Source organism: Peribacillus sp. NPDC097895 (assembly GCF_050277555.1).
Classification (GTDB): Bacteria; Bacillota; Bacilli; order Bacillales; family DSM-1321; genus Peribacillus.
This window is the reverse complement of record NZ_JBNNSH010000001.1, coordinates 1372593-1390724: the sequence shown is the minus strand read 5'-3', so window position 1 is coordinate 1390724 and position 18132 is coordinate 1372593. Positions and strand designations below refer to the sequence as shown.

The following is an 18132-nucleotide window of genomic DNA, read 5'->3' as shown; positions in this document are numbered from 1 at the left end:
ATTGATTCAGATGATTTGCCATCCAAAGCATCTGCTGAATCTATTTTTCTAAAACTTCACTGCAGTGTACTTGAGAGCTCACGGCTGCGTCTAAATGAAAACCCTCCAATTAGTAGAGCAATCACCACTGATGTAGCTCCAACCCAACTGATCTCTTGTATTGATGACCTTCCCGCAACAATACCTCCAATTCCAGCACCCGCGGCAAATCCAAGTTGTACAAAGGAACTGTTCAGACTAAGCACGATACTAGAAACTTCTGGAGTCAGCGAGACTAGGTTAAAGTTTTGGGTTGGCCCGAATGTCCAAGCAGCGATTTCCCAAATCATGAGCAACGGGAGGGTAACCATTACCCATCCAAATCCAGAGACAGTAGACAGCAATACTAGCGAGATGATGTGGACAGCCATGGATCCGACTAGCGTGCGGACGATGCCGATCCGGTCTGCCAATAAGCCACCAACCTTTGAGCCAATCAAGCTCGCGATACCCATTGCTAAGAGAATCATACTCAATTTTTCTTTCATAGTTGGTATAACGGCGGTCAGAAAAGGAGTGATATACGTATTGAGCATTGAATAACTAATAAATACAAAGAAAGTTACACCAAGAGTGAGTGCGATCCTCGGATTCTTCAAGAGGGCAAGACGCTTGCCCAGAGAAACAGCCGCCTCGCTTTCCATGACAGGAATCGTCCGTGCAACGGTAAAAATAGCCAGTAGGCTGACAAGTCCGATGCCCCAGAAGATGCCCTTCCAATCATAAGACGAAGCAATCATACGGCCAAGGGGAACGCCGAAGACAAGTGAAGAACTATACCCCATTGCGACGTTAGCCATCGCTCCACCCTGACGTCCAGGAGCCGCCAATTTTGCAGCTATACCATAGGCGGTGACAACGAATACCCCTGTTCCTACCCCAAGTAAAACGCGAGAGACCATCAACAATCCAAAGCCTGGAAGAGTGATTACCCCAATGACGCCGAGTAGTATGATGGCGAGAGCCAGTAACAATTGCTTACGCTGATCCATCTTCGAGGTTACTACCATAACAAGTGGCGTACCGATTGCGTTTCCGAGAGCGAATACGGTAATAAGCTGACCTGCTGTTGCTACCGATACATCGACGGAAGCAGCCACTTGATCCAACGTACCTACGATGACGAATTGTGAAGTACCGACCACGAAGCTAATAAGGGTCAGCATGTAAATTTTCCAAGTATTTTTCATTCTGTTCTATCTACTCCTTTATCTATGATGCGATATATCAAATTTTGCATTTTAGACTTTTTGTATCTTGTTTAGTTACCAGTAAAAATCCCCCTCGAACTTCTACACTTGGAAGTCACAGCATAACAACAGCTTATTTCCATACAATCAGCCCGTTAGAAGAAACTTCAGGATCATTTCGTACTACACTACGCCTTGCATGATTTATTTTTCAATCTTTGCATTATTATCGCTTTAAACGGTTATATTATTTAACCGCATCCTTATTATCCTACAAGGGAGAAAGCAACCGGTATCCCATTCTTCTCAAATGATTGCCCAATCCTCTCACGACCATTTACGCAGAAAGTGAATTAGCATTATAATGGGACCAACACGGATGAAGAAAACAAAGGGGGATTTTATGTTTGAACAATTATATAGACAAAGAGTTGAGCTCGCCAAAATCATAGAGGATCACACAGGACGTGACGGTACTCAAATGACTGCTATTCCGTCTTTATTTTTCTCCCGTTATTCTAATGATACTGGACCAAATTACGGAGTTCACAAGCCTTCCTTATGCATAGTGGTTCAAGGGATGAAGGAGGTATTGTTGTCACAGGAGCTCTTTAGGTACGGTCCTGCCGATTACCTTGTTGCATCCGTTAAGTTGCCAATTACCGGACAAGTCACGGAAGCTTCTTTCGAAGTGCCTTATCTTGCTCTCAAACTTGAATTTACACCGAGTGAAATATTAGAGGTGTTACGTGAATTCCAAATGGGAGTCGACAAAAAGGAAAATGCAAAACGAGGTATGTATGTCAGCAAAACAGAGCCATCTTTGCTAGACGCGTTAACAAGATTAGTTCGTTTGCTAGATACTCCAAAAGACATCAAGGTACTTGCTCCTTTAATCGTGAAAGAAATCATCTATAGGGTTCTGCAAGGAGAACATGGGGATATGCTGATACAAATAGCAATAGAAGGAAGTTCTACTCATCAAATCAGTGACGTGATTGAACATATCATGAATAACTATGAAAAGTCTTTTAAGATTGAGGAACTTGCGGAAATAGCAAATATGAGTGTTTCTTCACTTCATCGGCACTTTAAAGAGATAACCGCGATGAGCCCAATTCAATTCCAAAAACAACTGAGACTTCAAGAAGCCCGAAGCCTGTTATTATCCGAATCAGCAGATGCAGCAGATGTTGCATTCCAGGTAGGCTATGAAAGTCCATCACAATTCAGCCGTGAATATTCGCGCATGTTTGGTTTACCACCTAAAGAAGATATAAAGCACCTGAAGGAGGAATATGAACAAAGGGTAAAAGCTTGATTCTCCTTCACGTAGGTTCATTCTATGTATTAATTTAGTGGAAGCTAAACTTTAAATAATATAAAAAAAGTGCATTAATCTAATCCCGGATTAATGCACTTTTTCATTCTGCAATTTACCTATCTTTGTAAACTATAGCTTTATCCTGCTCCTGCTTCCGAACAAATTTCAGAACATAATGAGTCCCACTGATATATATTCCCATGATAGCTAGATGATCTATTAAAAATCCCATGGAAGACTCATCAAAGCTCCAACCGAATGGATTATATATGGTTAACCTAGAAAGCATCTCTCTCTCGAAGGAAGGAAGTCTGCACACCATAGACAACAATCAACACCGCTATTATACGGAATGCAATTGTGCAGATACGGCTCGTGCTGGTAATTCCCGTCATCTTTCGTACTGCATTGATTATTGTTCCCCAGGACATTCCTATATGCACAGCCATGAAGATAAATCCCCAATATGAAGCCATAACATGTATCTGTAATAGAGTCATGTCATTGTTTATAGAAATAAAGGCAAATATGTCACGGGAAATTGGCACAGAACTTATCATCACCACAGCCATGGATACAAGAAAAAGCAAATTGACCGTAATGCTCAGTATACGTTGTACATTGTGCTTTCCCTTAAAAATCGTTTTATACCATCGTCGATTTAAAATATTGTGGGCAATAAACAACAAAAACAATATAACTCCTATCAGTTCATGGATTGTATTTCCGGTAATCTGGTAAGCTTTCAACTTTTCAGATAGTCCCTTACCTATAAATTGATTAAACAAAAGATAAATATATACCCCTATCACACCAAGGGTATTAAGAATGACATCATCAATGTTTGTTGAACTAGAATTTTCAATCAATTGGATTAGTTCAATCCCAATAGAAATAAGCATTGTAACCACAATTGTCTTTTTTACTTTTTAAGATACTAAGAGACATTAGTGCAAAAGCTAATGGGGTCAACATTCGAGATTTAATAAAAGATATTTCCACACCTTGCAAATAGCCACTTTCTTATTACTTAGTAGGCATGTAGCTACACCCCTAAAAACTTATTTTGTATTTTGTTTGGGAAGTGTAATTTTCGCCAGCACGAAGAAGAATATCTCCAAAATCTTCAAACTCAATCGCTCCTGGGGCAGCTTGGGTTTCAAATGTTAATCCACCATGTTGGATTAATTTTTCTCCGTGCATAAGTGGAACTCCTTCCACAAAGTTCGCAGTATAAACGACGATCGTAGGCTCTTCTGTGTATACTTCAACTTTTATTTTCTCGTCAGGACTAATTAATTTCGCTGCAATTTGATAAAGACTTGAGCACGTAAGGAAGAATGGATGATCTATCCCTTGAACCTTTTTCACCTCTGTATCAATGGATTCAAAGGTTGATTTTAATTTCTTCGGGGTTAGAAAATCATAAGGCGTGCCAATTACGCTTCGTTTTTCACCAGTTACTGTGGTATCCTCATTTACTAGTGCAAATTCTTCTGAAGATATTTGTAAGGAATGATCATCGATTGGATTACTTGGATGTCCTGTTAAGTTAAAATAAACGTGATTGGTCGGATTAAAAATTGTATCTTTATCACTTTTTGCTTGATAGCTCACTGACCAGATATTTAAGTTGTCTAATGTATAAGTCACACTTACTTTCAAATTCCCCGGAAAACCATTCTCGCCATCAGGTGATTGGGTTGAAAAGATGATTGATGCACTTTCATCCGTCTCATTCACTTCATAATCCCAGATTTTTTCATCGAATCCAGGCTTGCCACCGTGTAATGTATTCCTTAATTGATTTACAGATGTTTGGTAAAGTGATTCACCAATTGAAAATTCGCCATTTTTTATTCTTCCAGCGACCCTTCCTATTGTTGCTCCGTAGTATGTTTCTTTCTTGTAATCCTCAATAGAATCAAAGCCCAATACTATATTCTTACGACCTGTTTCCGTTGGGACGAAAAGATTGACGATTCTTGCCCCAAAGTTTGTAACTTCTACTATCACTCCATTATCATTTTCCATTGTAAACAGGAATGCTTCATCGCCAAATGGGATTTTTGTTAATTTCATTTTTTCAGACTCCTTCCATACTTAAATTTTTCAGCCATTCTGATAAATAAAGGCCGAAACAGAAGTTCCGACCATTTTAAATGAGCGCGTTGAGTCCTCATTGATTTCATATATGATTAACGCACGAGCTGAGGACTAACCATCAAACTTTTATATTTTGTAATGACGTTTTCAACTGTGAAACCAAATTTTTCATAAACAATAGTTCCGGGAGCTGAAGCACCGAATGTATCGATGGTGACAGTTGCGCCATTTAGCCCCACATATTTGCCCCAACCGAAGCTTGAGCCTGCTTCAATTGCCACACGTTTTGTTACGCTTGATGGTAATACCGCTTCTTTATAATTAATAGATTGTTGATCGAATAATTCAAAACTTGGAAGAGAAACAACGGATACATCGATTCCTTCTTCACGTAGTTTTGCTTGCGCATCTACTGCAAGCTTTACCTCTGAACCAGTGGCAATTAAGATTCCTTCAGGTGTTTCACCTTGAGCTGGAGAAAGGACATATCCACCCCGCGCTACGTTTTCTTCAGCACCTGTTGCTGTCCTAGGAAGGACAGGTAAATTTTGGCGACTAAGAACCAAAACCGTTGGCTTGTCAGTAGCTGAAATAGCTAACTTCCAAGCAGCGAGTACTTCATTTCCGTCAGCTGGACGGAGAACTATTGCGTTTGGGATAGAACGAACACTAGCTAATTGTTCGATTGGCTCATGCGTTTGGCCATCTTCCCCTACCGCGATAGAGTCATGCGTTAGCACATAAGTAACTGGTAAGCTTTGAATTGCTGCCATACGAATCGCTGGAAGCAAGTAGTTAGAGAAGACAAAGAATGTTCCTCCATAAACTCGTGTTCCCCCGTGAAGTGCGATTCCATTCATAGCTGCAGCCATTGCAAATTCCCGTACACCGAACCAAATGTTTCGACCACGATAATTTTCAGGAGAGAAATCTGTTTCTGCCGCAACCATTGTATTGTTTGATTTTGAAAGATCAGCTGATCCACCCCAAAATGTAGGAACCGTTTTTGACAAAGCTTGAATCATTTCTTGAGAAGTGACGCGACTTGCGGCACTTGTTCCCTCTTCATAAACTGGCATTTCACTATCAAAATCTTCAGGAAGAACACCCGCAAATGCTGATTTATATTGTTCAGCTAATTCTGGAAATTGTTTAGCGTAATCAGTGAATAAAACGTTCCATTCACTTTCTGCACTACATCCACGCGCTTGAATCGTTTCACGGAAACGGTTGTATACTTCTACTGGAACTTCAAAAGCAGCATGCGGCCACTCATAAAAACTTTTCGCATGTTTGATGCCTTCATCTCCTAATGGTGCTCCGTGAACACCACTTGTCCCTTCATTCGGCGCACCATAGCCAATAACCGTTTTTACTTCAATTAAAGTTGGTTTTGTTGTTTCTGCTTGGGCTATTTCGATGGCCTTTGCTATTTCTTCTATGTCATTCCCATCTTTAACCAATATATGTTGCCAACCGTATGCTTCAAAACGTTGCCCTACGTTTTCTGTGAAGGCTTTTGAAGTGGGACCGTCTAGAGAAATATCATTTGAATCGTAAAATGCAATTAATTTTCCTAGTTTTAAATGCCCGGCAAGCGAAGCTGCTTCCTGAGAAACCCCCTCCATCAAGTCCCCATCACCGCATAATGTGTAGGTAAAGTGGTCCACTATGTTAAACTTGCCTTTATTATAAGTAGCGGCTAAATGAGCCTCTGCCATTGCCATCCCTACCGCATTTGCGAATCCTTGTCCAAGCGGACCAGTCGTTGCTTCCACTCCATCCGTATGATCCACTTCTGGATGTCCTGGTGTAAGAGAATCCAATTGACGGAAGTTCTTCAACTCCTCAATCGACAAGTTGTAGCCTGCTAAGTGAAGCAAGCTATATAGCATGGCTGAACCGTGTCCAGCTGATAATACGAAACGGTCACGGTTCGTCCAATCACGCCCTGTCTTAGGGTTCACGTTTAAAAATTTTGACCAAAGAACGTAAGCCATTGGTGCCGCCCCCATCGGTAAACCTGGGTGTCCCGAATTTGCTTTTTGAATCGCGTCAATACTTAAAGTACGAATCGCGTTTACTGCCAAATTATCAATTCTATCAAACACTTAAACTTCCTCCTTCTTGAAGCTTTCCCAATCTTTCATGAATTGCGCAATCCCGTTATCAGTTAAAGGATGGCTCCATAATTTAGGAAATAACGAACCGGGAATTGTCGCAATATTCGCACCAACTTTAGCAGTTGCTTCGACATGCTCAATACCACGAATGCTTGCGGCAATTATTTCAGCTTTTAGTCCGTAGTTATCCAAAACTGTCCGTAAGTCCTCAATTAGTTTGATCCCAGGTGAGCCGATATCATCTAAACGCCCTAAGAATGGTGAAATAAAAGTTGCGCCAGCTTTTGCTGCCATTAACCCTTGTGCAACAGAAAAAATCAGTGTCACGTTTGTCTTGATGCCTTCTTGACTAAGGATGTGTGTGGCTTCCAACCCTTCATCTGTCAACGGAATTTTCACGACAATGTTGTCTGCCCATTTCGCAATTTCACGTGCTTCTTTCACCATACCTTCAGCATCCAAACTGATCACTTCCGCTGAAACTGGACCAGACACAATCGAGCATATTTCTTTGATGACTTCTTCAAAGTTACGCCCTTCACGACTGATAATAGTGGGGTTAGTAGTTACACCATCAACTAAACCAAGTTTATTAATACGTTTAATTTCCTCTACATTTGCTGTATCTAAAAAGAATTTCATTTTTTCTCTCACTCACTTTCTTTTAAATTTTTTGCAATACCTTTTCACATTTTATTGTAAATAATCTGAAATCGAATACATAGATATCATACAATTTTTATACGTACATGTAAATAATAACAATAAAATTTGTACGTATTAATTTTCCTCTTACATTTAACTAAAAAAAGGCTTCCTTCTTAGATTCTTTTACAGCCAAAACAATTGAGCGGAAATGATATAAATAAGAGGCTATCAGTTTACCTTTATTAAGAATTGAAATAAGGCCGAAGTAAGCAACTCCGGCCTCAAGTAATGAAACGTGAGCAAATCAACATGCTCACGATTTGTATATGATGAATACAAAAGTGTATTCAACTTTTGAAGCCCCTATTTCAAAATGCACTAGTGGGAAGATTTCCCCTACTATAATCCATGTAAGTGGTGCCCAAGAAAACGCATAGCAAAGGATGAAAGAGCAAAGTTCGATTAACGTTACCTAGTTTAGAACGCTTTCATTTCAGACATGTATGCAGGAACTAAAGAAGACGCTGTACCGACTCTAAAGGGAGTAAGCTAAGTACCATTCTTTGAAAAAAGCCAAAAATCCATGCATCATAGATCTAATACCAATCGCGCTAATTTTTGTTAACGTAATGATACTTGCCTTGAACATCTGCTGCAAATTGCGTATAGCTTGTTTGAATTCCGCTCCAAACCTCATAGATCTAATTACGCACTTTTTCCGTTAACTTGTCTATTTTCTCCATTTTTTTCAATTTCCTCCAAACTGCGACCCCGAGTTTCAGGAACGAGTGTCCGGATAAATAAAACTCCAAGTAAACAAATAACACCGAAGATTGCAAAAACAGCTTCTTGAGACATCGAAGCGATCATAATTGGAAATAGCAATCCAACTAAGAAAGAACCAATCCAGTTAAATGATGAAGCTAATCCAGACGCACGTCCGCGAATTACCAGCGGGAAAATTTCACCAACTATGACCCAAGTTAAAGGAGCCCACGTGAATGAATAAAGTGCTACATAGATACTTAAAAAAGCAACCATCATCATCGGATTTGCATTAGGAATTAATAAATTCAATATTGCCGGCAAAATAAATGATAGCCCCATAATTGTTCCGCCTACTGTTAATAAAGTACGGCGATTAAATTTATCAGCAATCATTAGGAATATTAATGAACCTATTACGAGAAGAACTCCTTGGATAATTGGCCACATCAACGCTGAACTTGCTGCATGCCCTGTTGCTTTCTCTACAATCAAAGGAATGTAATAAAAAATTGCGTTTGCACCCTGGAATTGTTGAAAAGCAGCAACACCCACACCGGCAATTAATAAATAACGGTATTTATTACTTAAGAGTGTACCCCATGATGCTTTTTGATTTGCCTTTATTTCATCTCTAGCAGTTTCTTGAATTTGTGTTATTTCAGAATCAATTTCTTCTTTGTTAGAGCGAATATAGCCTAACACCTTACGTGCTTCATCAAGTTTATTGTTCTTTATTAAAAAACGTGGTGATTCGGGTAACCTTAACATTCCAACAAATAAGATCAAAGCAGGTAAGGCAGCCAAACCAAGCATCAACCGCCATGCCATCGTTTCTGGTAAATCTTTCAATAAATAATCGACAATGTACGAAAGCAACATTCCAGAAACAATCATTGTTTGATTAATTCCTGACAGACGTCCTCGTAAACGTGCAGGCGCCATTTCCGACATATAGGCTGGGACCAACGCAGAAGCAGCACCAACGGCCAATCCCAATAAAATCCGAGCAACAATCAAAAAAAGTATCCCATTATGAGGGGCTATTCCTGACAAAATGGATCCAACACCAAAAATTATAGCAGATATTAAAATCATTTTGCGCCGTCCTAAACGATCAGAAAGTTGTCCGGCCAGGGCACCTCCAAAAATAGCTCCAAACATCACCGAAGAGGTAATCCAGCCAATAGTCCCAGCGTTGTTTTGAAGGTTCCAATCATGTTGCAGAAAAGGCAAGGCACCCGTCATAACGCCGATATCATAACCGAAAAGAATGCCTGCAAAAGCCCCAAAAAAATAAATGAAACCACTTGAAATTTTCTTTTCATTAACCATTAAAGTTCCCTCCCCAAGGTTGAAATTATATTGTTTAAAAATCCTGCTACTAAAAATATTGATGGCTTTTTAAGAAATAATAAAAGTGTTTTCAAACTGCAAATACATGCTAGGATATTCATCCTAAAAAATTATTTATTAAGTTGATTTCTGTGTCGTTTAAAAGTTTTCGAGTTTCCCCATAAATCACATAGTTTTATTCCTCTATATTAAGCGCTTTCAATTTTTCTAGAAAACCCTGATCACGCTTACAAATAAAAGGACCATGAATATTTTGATAATAGTTCCCGTTTCATTCTTCAACTTCTGAAATACCTATTTTTTACCTCCAAGGAAGCAGAAAAACTCCTCGGAGGTTAGAAGTATTACTTAATAACTACATATTCCAGGTCAACTAGCTTTGCATAGGTGATGATTTGGTCTGTTGTTAAATTCAATGAAACAACTGTATGGTGACCGCCGCCATTCTCAAGCCATGCTTTCACTCCATCTTGGAAGTTTGGCTTCACTTCCCAAAGTACACGTGCCACTGGAAGGTTTGGTGCTGGAACAGTTGGCTCAAATGCAGAAACTTCGTTAATCAACAGTTTGTATTGCGTACCAAAGTCAGCCATTGAAACAACGACACCATCTCCTGCTTTTCCGTCGAATACTAAGCGTGCTGGATCTTCACGATCACCAATACCTAATGGAGATACGATAATTTTTGGTTTGTTACTTGCTAAAGATGGGTCTACTTCAAGCATATGTGATTGAAGGATTGATTCTTGACCAGCAGCTAATTCATATGTGTAATCTTCCATAAAGCCAGTTGATTGGTTATGGCTCATCACTTTCAGTAAGCGATCGAGCGCTGCAGTCTTCCAATCTCCTTCACCAGCAAAGCCATATCCTTGTGCCATCAAACGTTGGACTGCCAGACCTGGAAGCTGTTTCATACCATATAAATCTTCGAAGTTAGTTGTGAAGGCAGTGTAACCACCATCATCAAGGAAACGTTTAATGGCAATTTCATAGCTTGCTTGTACTTTTACGCTAGCTTCCCAATCTTCCTTACTGTAAGTATCATAATCAAATTCATAAAGGTCTTCAAATTCTGCAAATAAAGCATTAATTTCTTCGTCCTTAACAGCATTCACGTATTGAACAAGGTCTCCAATGCCAAAGTAGTCAACTGTCCATCCAAATTTAATTTGTGCTTCAACCTTATCCCCTTCGGTAACTCCAACATTACGCATATTGTCACCAAAGCGAGCGACTTTTATGTTGAAGCTTTCGTTATAAGCAACCGCTACGTCCATCCATTCTGCAATTTGCTGTTGCACTTCAGCGCGTTCCCAGTAACCTACTACAACTTTATTTTGTTTATTCAAACGGGCATTGATAAATCCATATTCACGGTCACCATGAGCTGATTGGTTTAGGTTCATGAAATCCATATCAATCGTTGCCCAAGGAATACTTTCATTGAATTGTGTTGCTAAATGAAGTAATGGTTTTTGTAATAATTTCGTTCCGCGAATCCACATTTTCGCAGGCGAGAAAGTATGCATCCAAGTGATGACACCAGCAACTTCGTCACGATAGTTTACTTCTTTCATGATGCTTGTGATTTTATCTGCACTAACAGCTAAATCTTGCAATACAAGAGGGTAAGGTAAAACACCGCTTTCATTTAATGCATCGGTCATCGTTTGTGCGTGTGCTTTGACTTCCGCTAACGTTTCTTCCCCATAAAGATGTTGTGAACCTACGACAAACCAAAATTCTTTTTTGACTATTGTTGACATAATTACCCTCTTTTCTTAATTTGATAGTTTGTATTACTTTTGCCCATAATAGGCATTTTCCCCATGTTTTCTTAAATAGTGTTTATCTAAAATACGTTGTGGCAATTCTTCAGCAAAATGATTTAATTCTCGCGCAAATAAATTCATTTTCGAAACTTCTTCCAACACCACACTATTCATTATCGCTGCTTTTACATCTTTGCCCCAAGTAAATGGTGCATGGCCATGAAGTAAGACACCGGGAACAGCTAAAATATCTAACCCACGCTCTTCAAACGTTTCGATGATTACATTACCAGTTTCCGCTTCGTAACCACGATCAATCTCCTCTTGTGTCAAGAATCGGGCGCATGGAACATAACCATAGAATGTGTCTGCATGAGTGGTCCCCATCGCTGGAACATCAAGGCCTGCTTGAGCCCAAATTGTCGCCCAAGTTGAATGAGTGTGCACAATGCCACCGATTTCTGGGTAATGCTTATAAAGTACTGCGTGAGTCGGTGTATCTGATGAAGGATTAAACTCTCCTTCAACAACATTGCCATCTAAATCAACAACCACCATATCACTAGCTTTCATCGTTTCATAATCAACACCACTAGGTTTGATAACGAATAAACCACTCTCACGATCAATGGCACTTGCATTTCCCCATGTGTATTTCACGAGTCCATGTTTAGGTAAGTCTAAATTTGCTTGAAAAACTTCTTTTTTCAGTTGTTCTAACATGTCAATCCCTCCAGTTTCCCACTCATAAAATCAAATTATTTACAGCGGCCTGCTCAATCACTAAACCTTTTTTGTATCGTTCGATAAATGCTTCAAATCCTTTAACGTCATATCCATCAGGATAAATTTCTTGCCCATCAGCCTCTTCAAAGACTTTTTTGTCGAGGAAGTTTTCTAAGCTTTCTTTTTGATCTTTGTTCTTCATGTAAGAAGCGAGAATAGCAATTCCCCACGCACCGCCTTCTCCGGCTGTTGCCATAACTGAAACTGGAGCATTCATTGCAGCTGCAACAATTTTTTGTCCAACAACAGGGGTTTTAAATAAACCACCGTGAGCTAAAATGCTATCAATTGCGACATTTTCTTTCTTTGTCAAAATATCCATTCCGATTTTCAAAGCACCAAAAGCAGTAAAAAGATGAATCCGCATGAAGTTTGCTAAATTGAAATTACTCTCAGGTGAGCGGACAAATAGTGGTCGGCCTTTTTCTAATCCTGTGATATTTTCACCTGAGAAATAACCGTAGCTAAGCAAACCACCACCATCTGGGTCGGCTTCCAAAGCTTTATTCAACATCACATCAAATAATTTATTCGTTTCAACCTTTTGTCCCATTGCCTCAGAAAATTCACGGAACAATCCCAGCCAAGCATTGATATCACTTGAACAGTTATTCGCATGAACCATTGCAACTGGACTACCGTTTGGTGTAGTTACCAAATCAATTTCTGGATATACTTTTGAAAGTTCTTTCTCTAATACAATCATGGCAAAAACGGAAGTTCCTACTGAGATGTTTCCAGTACGTTTCCTCACACTATTCGTAGCAACCATCCCTGTTCCAGCATCACCTTCTGGTGGACAAAGTGGAATGCCTGGTTGTAAATTATGTGATTTATCCAGAATTTTTGCTCCATTTTTGGTTAATTCACCTGCTTGCTCGCCTGAGATACAGACTTTAGGAAGAATATCTTTTAGCTTCCAAGGATAACCCTTGGTCGCAATTAATTCATCAAACTGCTTGACCATCGATTCATTGTAATCTTGCGTTGATTCATCAATTGGGAACATGCCCGAAGCATCCCCAATGCCAATTGCCTTATTACCAGTCAGTAACCAGTGAATGAATCCAGCTAAAGTGGTAATAAAATCAATACGAGGTAAATGTTTCTCTTCATTTAATATTGCTTGATAAAGGTGAGCAATACTCCACCGTTCAGGGATATTAAATTGGAATTTATCAGTTAATTCGTTTGCTGCAACACTGGTTGTTGCATTGCGCCAAGTCCGAAACGGAACAAGTAGCTCACCAGTTTTGTCAAAAGCCATATACCCGTGCATCATTGCAGAAAATCCAATAGAACCAATTGTTCGAATTGTGATTCCATAATTTTGTTCAACTTCTTGCTTCATTTCACTATAAGCTGCTTGCAGACCAGTGATAATATCCACTAAGTTGTACGTCCAAAATCCATCTTCCAAGATGTTTTCCCACTCATAACTTCCAGATGCGATTGTTTCAAAACTATTATCAATCAACACTGCTTTGATACGTGTGGATCCGAATTCGATTCCAAGTGAAGTTTCTCCCTTAGTAATCGCTTGTTTAATGTTTACTCGATTCGTTTTCACGTTAATCCCCTCTCTGATAGCGTTTTCAATATCTATAATCGAAAGGAGGCGCTTTCCTTTTCGTTTAACTTTATTAACAACCTTAGTATATTTTTTTGTGCGTACATTTGTCAATATATAATAAAATATATACTAACAAATATAACAAAGATAATTCTGTCCTTTGCCCTTAAAGTTTGTAATAAACGTATTCGTATGACATAAAACCTAAAGAAAAAAACAGTAAAAATCGAATAAAATTATAGTTGTTTGTTAATTTGTACGATAATAAGGTAAATTCTTTCAATTCATTCAAAATCATGATAAAATATGTCCATACAAATATTCCGAGTGAAAAAATTAGAATGCGAACAACTATGAAAGAAGTGAATTAAATGAAACCAAAGTATCAGGTCATCATTGATGATATAAAAAGTAAAATTCTTTCAGGAGATTACAGTGTAGGAGAACAAATTCCTACTGAATACTCCATGCAAGAAAAGTACAAAGTTAGCCGACACACTGTTCGAAAGGCCATTTTAGAACTATCGAATGAGGGATTCTTAAGAAGTGAAAAAGGATCTGGCACTTATGTTAGTAACCAATATCAATCAAAATCTGGCGGAAATTCCAATAATAAAACAATCGGTGTAATCACGACCTACATTTCTGATTACATTTTCCCCTCAATTATTCGTGGAATTGAAGGGAGATTGAATGAGGATAACTATTCGTTACTTTTAGCTAGTACAAATAATGATGTCGAACAAGAAAAAAAAGCTTTGGAAATGATGTTGTCATTCGGCGTGGATGGTTTGATTGTTGAGCCTACAAAAAGCAATCTATACAATCCCAATATTGCTTACTACTTATCGTTCAAGGAACAGGATGTTCCATTCACCATGATCAATGCTTATTATGAAGAATTAGAAGTTCCTTTCTTTTGTCTCGATGACGTGCAGTCTAGTTATCTCGCAACAAAAGAATTGATTTCGAAAGGACACACACAAATTGGACTGATTTCAAAAATGGATGATTTACAAGGAAAGTATCGAATGAAGGGGTATATAAAAGCGCTTGGAGAAGCCAAATTACGATTTCAGCCAGAGCATGTTCTTTCGTTCGATACAGAGACAAAGCTGGACCTATACACTAACTTGAAGGAGTTCCTAAATGAAAATAGAGACGTGTTGACTTCAATTGTTTGCTATAACGACGAGGTAGGGTTGGAAGTGGTAAATGTATGCAGACAACTTGATATTTCTATTCCGGAAAAATTATCAATTATTGGCCAGGACAATTCTTACATTTCCAAAAATGCTAATATCAAACTAACGACATTGACACACCCACAAGAACAAATGGGACGTGATGCAGCTGATTGGGTCATTAAGAAATTACAAGGAAAGAAGGATTTACCAAACGAAACCTATTATCAACCGGTGTTAATTGAAGGCGAGACTGTAAAAGAGTTAGAAGTACAATAATCTAGTATTGGGTGACAGGCACGGCCCGAAAAATCTTATTTCACGGAAATATTCCACGAGTCGCGAAGGAAAACCCAGTCTATGTTATCAATTAGGTCGAGAGAACTTGAATGTATTTGACGATGAGAAGCGCGTAGATTTTCCTTTAGCTGCTTGTGAATCATACAGACTGTTTCGCAAGGCGGTACTGTCTATCATGACGACAAGTGGCTGGCGACGCCCCATCTTCTGTAGCGTCATAGCTTCGCTTGTTATACGAGATCTACGTCCCAACCAGCCTCAAACATGTTTCTACCATACATCCTCCCCTGGCTACTGATATAATAGATTCTATTTAAAAAAGGTCAACCAGTAATTTTACTGGTCGACCTTATGATACGTACGCACCCGTTAGTTTAGGTACAATTCTTCACAATCTTTTTTGGAGAAATCGGAATAAGTCGCCAAGACATCTCTTATAGAAGAAAAGAAAAACAATCTTATAATTTTTTTTCATATTTAAATAACTGGAGTTTTTCAGTAACTTGGACTTCACCTATTTTTATATAACCTAGCTTTTCATAAAAATGGTGATTTCTTTTGTTTAAATAAGGAGTATATAAGCTCCAATCTTTTATCAACGGAAATTCGGACTCCATTAACTTGATTATCTTACTTCCAAGTCCTTTATTTTGAAATTCATTACTTAAGAATAATTTACTTAATCTTAATCGGTTTTCATCCAAAGGGCGAATATCTATTGCTCCAATAATAGCATTGTCCGACAATATAGTGTAATGAAAAAAACGCTCAATGTTTTCGATTAATTTTGCTACCGTTTCATTTACAGGGGTTGAATCGTGGTCTTCATATAAGGCATAATCTTCTGCAAAAACTTCTTTTTGTATAGCTAACAAATCTTCGACTTCATTCAATTTGGTCTTTTTAATACTGACTTCCACCACTATACACACCCTTATTGATAAATGATTTAATATTCCAAATAATAACATATACCATAAGGGATAAATACAAAAACCATTCTTTTCATTAGAATGGTTTTCAGTATTTTAATAAATCCTTAATGAACTAACCTGCCCCGTTAGTTCATTAAGGATTATTGTATAGTTGACACAAGCTGTGATGTTAATTCCTGCAGAGTTTCAATAAAGTTGTTACATTATCAATAAAGTCATTTAATTTATAATATGGTTGATTAAAAAAGTAGCTTGTTTATAAGGGGGAAGTCTGATATAGTTATTTGATAAATTTTCAAGGAGTTTTAGAGAGGGTGAGTCAATTGACTAAAAACCTTAGACAATTGAAAAACGTTTCAGTGTTCCAATCGCTTCTAATTTAGAAAAAATAATTTAGAAGCGAGGAATAATTATATGAAAAATCAAAGAATCTTTAATAAATCATTTCTTTTTTTATTTATAAGCAATTTTTTAGTTTTTATAGGGTTTGAAATGTTGCTTCCTATTTTGCCAGCCTATTTGTTAAGCATTAAAGCATCTTCCATTCAAGTAGGTTTAGTGACATCATTATTTACGATAGGTGCTGTACTAATCAGGCCATTTGTAGGGTACTATTTAATAGATAACCAACGGAAAGGTCTAGCCATTTGTGCAAGTGCAGCTTTAATGATTATTACAATGCTGTATCCTTTTCTTAATATTATATGGCTTTTTCTATTGTTTCGAATTTTCCATGGCGCAGCGTGGGGAGTATCAACCACAGCTAATAGTACAATAGTGGTCGATTTAATTCCTAGGACACGGTTGGGAGAAGGAATGGGATATTTTTCTATTTCAACAACGGTCGGGGCTATCATTGCTCCGAGTATAGGTATCCTTATCTATGACTCTTTTTCTTTCGATATTTTAATTTGGTCATCAGTAGTACTCAGCCTATTGGCAGTTATTGCGCTTCAATTTGTAAATTCGCCTACAACTCTAAAGCGTGAGAAGCAACCATTTCGATATATGAATATGATTTTTGAAAAAGACGTATGGTTCCCAACGTTACTGACGGTTATCACAACACTCGGTTTTGGAGCGATTATTACATTTTTAGTTCTTTTTGGAAAACAAAAGGGATTAGATCATATTTTTCTATTCTTCCTTATCAATGCTACTGTTGCGACTTTACTGCGTCCGTTTACCGGAAAATGGTATGACAAAAAAGGGCCTTGGTCCATCATCATTATGTCGGCTGTTTTAGGATTTTTGTCACTTGTTACGCTGTCTTTTACGACAAATGATCTTCATCTTATTATTGCGGCGATTTTATTTGGGGCAGGTTATGGAACTGTTATGCCATGCTTACAAACATGGACGGTTCAAATGGTAAGTGAAGAAAAAAGTGGCGCTGCCAACGCAACCTTTTTTTCCAGTTTTGACGTTGGTGTTGGAGTTAGCGCATTTGTATTAGGTTTTTTAGCTGAATGGATTAGTTTAGAAATGATATTCCGGGTTATTAGTCTAAGTTTTATTGTTGTTGCTGTTTTAGTCTATAAGGATTTTTTAAATGAAAAGAAAAGGTATAAATCGATCTAAAACAAATCCACCTCTATTAACATAGAGGTGGATTTGTTTGCAAAAAAAGTCGATTATAATATGATTTTTACGATATAAGGCTATTCAAAAAAACAAACCTTTAGTACACATTACGAAGACACTATGCTTGTTGAACTAACCTGCCCTGTTAGTTCATGAAGAAACCCTGTATTGAAACAAAGAAAAGAAATAAAGAGACAACTACGCTCCTCCAAAATCCTCCTTTTCTATCTTTTTGAAGTTCGACTAATCCTGTTACCAACATAAGTGCCCCCACGCTCAACATTAAATACGGCATTACAAAGGTCAGCTATTAGCTGATAGGCTGATAAAGCAAAAACAATTATTGCTAAGATAATTCTAACTATTTAGGGTTGTATTGATTTTTCATTTTAAATTAATCTCTCAAAGTATGATAAAAGTTATGCTAGATACTAATATAACAGT

Annotated in this window: 15 protein-coding genes and 1 pseudogene; 3 read left to right on the top strand and 13 right to left on the bottom strand. The window is 38.1% G+C overall.

The window, feature by feature from the left end:
• Window positions 1-56: 56 nt before the first annotated feature.
• Window positions 57-1229, bottom strand: coding sequence for an MFS transporter (locus tag ACQKMH_RS06680; RefSeq protein ID WP_427586638.1), 1173 nt, complete (start codon window positions 1227-1229; stop codon window positions 57-59).
• A 403-nt stretch (window positions 1230-1632) separates the two neighbouring features.
• Between ACQKMH_RS06680 and ACQKMH_RS06675 the strand changes: the two genes are divergently transcribed.
• Window positions 1633-2550, top strand: coding sequence for an AraC family transcriptional regulator (locus tag ACQKMH_RS06675; RefSeq protein WP_427586637.1), 918 nt, complete (start codon window positions 1633-1635; stop codon window positions 2548-2550).
• Between the two features lie 281 nt (window positions 2551-2831).
• Here the strand turns inward: ACQKMH_RS06675 and ACQKMH_RS06670 are convergent, their stop codons facing one another.
• From ACQKMH_RS06670 to ACQKMH_RS06630, 9 genes are all read right to left on the bottom strand, one after another.
• Complete coding sequence (locus ACQKMH_RS06670) at window positions 2832-3464, bottom strand: DUF4405 domain-containing protein (protein ID WP_427586636.1); 633 nt, start codon at window positions 3462-3464, stop codon at window positions 2832-2834.
• Window positions 3465-3606: 142 nt separating this feature from the next.
• Window positions 3607-4635: an aldose epimerase family protein gene (locus tag ACQKMH_RS06665; protein WP_427586635.1), complete on the bottom strand. Its 1029-nt coding sequence runs from the start codon at window positions 4633-4635 to the stop codon at window positions 3607-3609.
• A 116-nt stretch (window positions 4636-4751) separates the two neighbouring features.
• Window positions 4752-6770, bottom strand: coding sequence for a transketolase (tkt, locus tag ACQKMH_RS06660; RefSeq protein ID WP_427586634.1), 2019 nt, complete (start codon window positions 6768-6770; stop codon window positions 4752-4754).
• On the bottom strand, window positions 6771-7424 hold the full coding sequence (fsa, locus tag ACQKMH_RS06655) for a fructose-6-phosphate aldolase (RefSeq protein ID WP_427586633.1): 654 nt from the start codon (window positions 7422-7424) through the stop codon (window positions 6771-6773). It lies immediately after the preceding gene.
• Between the two features lie 319 nt (window positions 7425-7743).
• Window positions 7744-7893, bottom strand: coding sequence for an MFS transporter (locus tag ACQKMH_RS06650; protein ID WP_427587527.1), 150 nt, complete (start codon window positions 7891-7893; stop codon window positions 7744-7746).
• Between the two features lie 242 nt (window positions 7894-8135).
• Window positions 8136-9530: a sugar porter family MFS transporter gene (locus tag ACQKMH_RS06645; RefSeq protein WP_427586631.1), complete on the bottom strand. Its 1395-nt coding sequence runs from the start codon at window positions 9528-9530 to the stop codon at window positions 8136-8138.
• A 365-nt stretch (window positions 9531-9895) separates the two neighbouring features.
• Window positions 9896-11320 carry an L-arabinose isomerase gene (gene araA, locus ACQKMH_RS06640; protein ID WP_427586629.1) on the bottom strand — a complete coding sequence of 475 codons (1425 nt, stop codon included), beginning with the start codon at window positions 11318-11320 and terminating at the stop codon, window positions 9896-9898.
• Window positions 11321-11353: 33 nt separating this feature from the next.
• Entirely contained in the window at window positions 11354-12049 is a 696-nt protein-coding gene (locus tag ACQKMH_RS06635; RefSeq protein WP_427586628.1) for an L-ribulose-5-phosphate 4-epimerase, read from the bottom strand.
• A gap of 22 nt (window positions 12050-12071) precedes the next feature.
• Window positions 12072-13682, bottom strand: coding sequence for a xylulokinase (locus ACQKMH_RS06630; protein WP_427586627.1), 1611 nt, complete (start codon window positions 13680-13682; stop codon window positions 12072-12074).
• A 374-nt stretch (window positions 13683-14056) separates the two neighbouring features.
• Here ACQKMH_RS06630 and ACQKMH_RS06625 point away from each other — a divergent pair, with 374 nt between their 5' ends.
• A complete protein-coding gene (locus tag ACQKMH_RS06625; protein ID WP_427586626.1) occupies window positions 14057-15148 on the top strand; it encodes a GntR family transcriptional regulator in 1092 nt (363 codons plus the stop codon).
• Between the two features lie 105 nt (window positions 15149-15253).
• Here the strand turns inward: ACQKMH_RS06625 and ACQKMH_RS06620 are convergent.
• Window positions 15254-15349: pseudogene (locus tag ACQKMH_RS06620) on the bottom strand (ISNCY family transposase); the annotation flags it as partial.
• 278 nt (window positions 15350-15627) lie between these two features.
• Window positions 15628-16092 (bottom strand): GNAT family N-acetyltransferase, encoded by a 465-nt coding sequence (locus ACQKMH_RS06615; protein ID WP_427586625.1) that lies wholly within the window; start codon window positions 16090-16092, stop codon window positions 15628-15630.
• Window positions 16093-16518: 426 nt separating this feature from the next.
• Between ACQKMH_RS06615 and ACQKMH_RS06610 the strand changes: the two genes are divergently transcribed.
• Window positions 16519-17685: an MFS transporter gene (locus tag ACQKMH_RS06610; protein WP_427586623.1), complete on the top strand. Its 1167-nt coding sequence runs from the start codon at window positions 16519-16521 to the stop codon at window positions 17683-17685.
• A gap of 148 nt (window positions 17686-17833) precedes the next feature.
• Here the strand turns inward: ACQKMH_RS06610 and ACQKMH_RS06605 are convergent, their stop codons facing one another.
• Window positions 17834-17950 carry a DUF3953 domain-containing protein gene (locus tag ACQKMH_RS06605; RefSeq protein ID WP_427586622.1) on the bottom strand — a complete coding sequence of 39 codons (117 nt, stop codon included), beginning with the start codon at window positions 17948-17950 and terminating at the stop codon, window positions 17834-17836.
• Window positions 17951-18132: the final 182 nt, after the last annotated feature.

What these genes read in the sequence shown, in the direction of transcription:
- ACQKMH_RS06680 (WP_427586638.1), bottom strand. Translation starts at nt 1,229, where the DNA reads ATGAAAAATACTTGGAAAATTTACATGCTGACCCTTATTAGCTTCGTG.
- ACQKMH_RS06675 (WP_427586637.1), top strand. Translation starts at nt 1,633, where the DNA reads ATGTTTGAACAATTATATAGACAAAGAGTTGAGCTCGCCAAAATCATA.
- ACQKMH_RS06665 (WP_427586635.1), bottom strand. Translation starts at nt 4,635, where the DNA reads ATGAAATTAACAAAAATCCCATTTGGCGATGAAGCATTCCTGTTTACA.
- fsa (WP_427586633.1), bottom strand. Translation starts at nt 7,424, where the DNA reads ATGAAATTCTTTTTAGATACAGCAAATGTAGAGGAAATTAAACGTATT.
- ACQKMH_RS06645 (WP_427586631.1), bottom strand. Translation starts at nt 9,530, where the DNA reads ATGGTTAATGAAAAGAAAATTTCAAGTGGTTTCATTTATTTTTTTGGG.
- araA (WP_427586629.1), bottom strand. Translation starts at nt 11,320, where the DNA reads ATGTCAACAATAGTCAAAAAAGAATTTTGGTTTGTCGTAGGTTCACAA.
- ACQKMH_RS06635 (WP_427586628.1), bottom strand. Translation starts at nt 12,049, where the DNA reads ATGTTAGAACAACTGAAAAAAGAAGTTTTTCAAGCAAATTTAGACTTA.
- ACQKMH_RS06625 (WP_427586626.1), top strand. Translation starts at nt 14,057, where the DNA reads ATGAAACCAAAGTATCAGGTCATCATTGATGATATAAAAAGTAAAATT.
- ACQKMH_RS06610 (WP_427586623.1), top strand. Translation starts at nt 16,519, where the DNA reads ATGAAAAATCAAAGAATCTTTAATAAATCATTTCTTTTTTTATTTATA.
- ACQKMH_RS06605 (WP_427586622.1), bottom strand. Translation starts at nt 17,950, where the DNA reads ATGTTGGTAACAGGATTAGTCGAACTTCAAAAAGATAGAAAAGGAGGA.